Below are 1,921 nucleotides of genomic sequence, written 5' to 3'. Positions count from 1 at the left end.
GAATGGGGCGGCTCGCCCAGCCGAACGTCTCGGCCGCTTGCCTGTAGCATTCGCGCAGCGCCTTGGAGGAAAACGGCTTGCCGGTCATCGGCTCGACCTCGGCATAGTTCCGCAGCCGGAATTCCAGCGGGTCCATGCCGCAGGCGTAGGCTGCCTCATCGATAGCGCTCTCCAGCGCGATCGAGCCGGTGGCTTCGCCGGGCGCCCGCATGAACAGCGGCGTACCGGTATCGAGCCGCACCGCATCGTGCGAGGTGGCGATGGCCGGGCTGGCATAGAGTGTGTGCGAGGCATCCGCCGCCGGTTCGAAGAAATCGTCGAACGTGCTCGACGCGGTCTTGGCGTGATGGTCGAGCGCCGTCAGCCGCCCTTCGCCATCCATGCCCATGCGCAGCGTCTGGCGCGTCGGCGCACGGTGGCCGACCGGCCCGTACATCTGCTCACGTCGCAGCACCAGCTTGACCGGACGGCCGACGAGACGCGCCGCCAGGATGCCGAGCACCTGCGGCCCGGAGATCATGCCTTTCGAGCCGAAGCCGCCACCCAGGAACGGGCTGCGGATGTGGATGTTCTCCGGCGCGATGCCGAACAGGCCGGCGATGCGGCCCTGCGCCATGGCAAGGCCCTGGCTCGGTGTGTCGATCGACAGTGTGTCGCCTTCCCAGGCGACGACGATCGCATGCGGCTCCATGGCGTTGTGGTACTGGGCCGGCGTCTCGTAGGTGGCTTCGATCCGCGTCTTTGCCGATTTGAGGCCGGCCTCGACATCGCCCTTGTACTGCACGGCCGGACCGCCGACGCCGACAGCACGCGGCACGATACTTTCGGCGCCGTCGAGGCCAACGCGCGCCGGCATCACTTCATAGCGCGGCGACAGCAGCGCCGCCCCCTCGGTCGCCGCCTCCAGCGTCTCGGCGATCACCACGGCGATGCTCTGATTGGGGTAGCGGACCTGGTCGTTCTGCAAGAGGTCGAGCCGGAACATGAAGGGATGGTCCTTGGCGTCCGGATCGGCGGCGAGCGCTGGCCGGTTCTTGGGCGTCATCACCTCGACCACGCCCTTGTGTGCCTTGGCCGCCTCGACATCCAGCGCAGCGACGCGGCCGCGCGCGATGCTAGAGACAGCGAGCACGGCGTAGAGCATGCCGGGCGGATGGTTGTCGGCGGCATAGCGCGCGGCTCCGGTGACTTTCAGAAAGCCGTCGCGGCGGGTCAGCGGCTGGCCGATGCTGGAGCCTTGCCGGGCATGGGCGGGTTGCTGGTTGAGGCTGAGTTCAAGCGTCATGGCGCGCTCCAGGAATGTTCGAGAACGGGGAGGCAGGAAGGGCCGGCAGACGCTCGGGCGTTCCCGAAAGCGCAGAGATCAGCGCCCTGGTCACGATGCGGCGGGCAAGCTCGATCTTGAAGGCATTGTCGCCGGAAGGGCTGGCATCGGCCAAGGCAGCGTCCGCGGCGCTGGCGAAGGTCGCCTCGCTGGCGTCCGCGCCAAGCAGGACGGCTTCCGCCGAGCGTGCCCGCCACGGCTTGGCCGCGACGCCGCCCAGCGCCAGCCTTGCGGCGCGGATCTTGCCGCCGTCGACGACAAGCGCTGCCGCGGCCGATACGACGGCGAAGGCATAGGAGGTGCGTTCACGGACTTTGAGGTAGCGGGCATTGGCGGAGAAGGAGGCAGCCTCCGCCGGCAGGCGCACCGCCACGATCAGGTCGCCGGGCTCCAGCGCATTCTCCCGCTGCGGCGTTTCGCCGGGAAGCCGGTGAAATTCCTCCAGCGAAACATGGCGCCGGCCCTTCTTGCCTTCGATCTCGACCACGGCGTCGAGCGCCACCAGCGGCACGCAGAAATCCGACGGGTGGGTGGCGATGCAGGCGTCGCTCCAGCCGAGCACGGCGTGCAGGCGGTTTTCGCCGCCCAGCGCATCGC

Annotated in this window: 2 protein-coding genes; both read right to left on the bottom strand. The window is 68.8% G+C overall.

The genetic code is table 11. The annotated features are described in order from the left end of the window. Nucleotides 1–1,285: molybdopterin cofactor-binding domain-containing protein (locus EN932_RS35065; RefSeq protein WP_164890809.1), on the bottom strand; the 1,285-nt coding region annotated here is incomplete at its 3' end. Beyond that, nucleotides 1,275–1,921: FAD binding domain-containing protein (locus EN932_RS35060; RefSeq protein WP_206619006.1), on the bottom strand; the 647-nt coding region annotated here is incomplete at its 5' end. The genes EN932_RS35065 and EN932_RS35060, both read right to left, overlap by 11 nt.

Source organism: Mesorhizobium sp. M7A.F.Ca.US.002.01.1.1, from assembly GCF_004022955.1.
GTDB classification, from domain to species: domain Bacteria; phylum Pseudomonadota; class Alphaproteobacteria; order Rhizobiales; family Rhizobiaceae; genus Mesorhizobium; species Mesorhizobium ciceri.
Note: the sequence above shows the minus strand (reverse complement) of the source record. Positions and strands in the feature narration are given on the sequence as shown.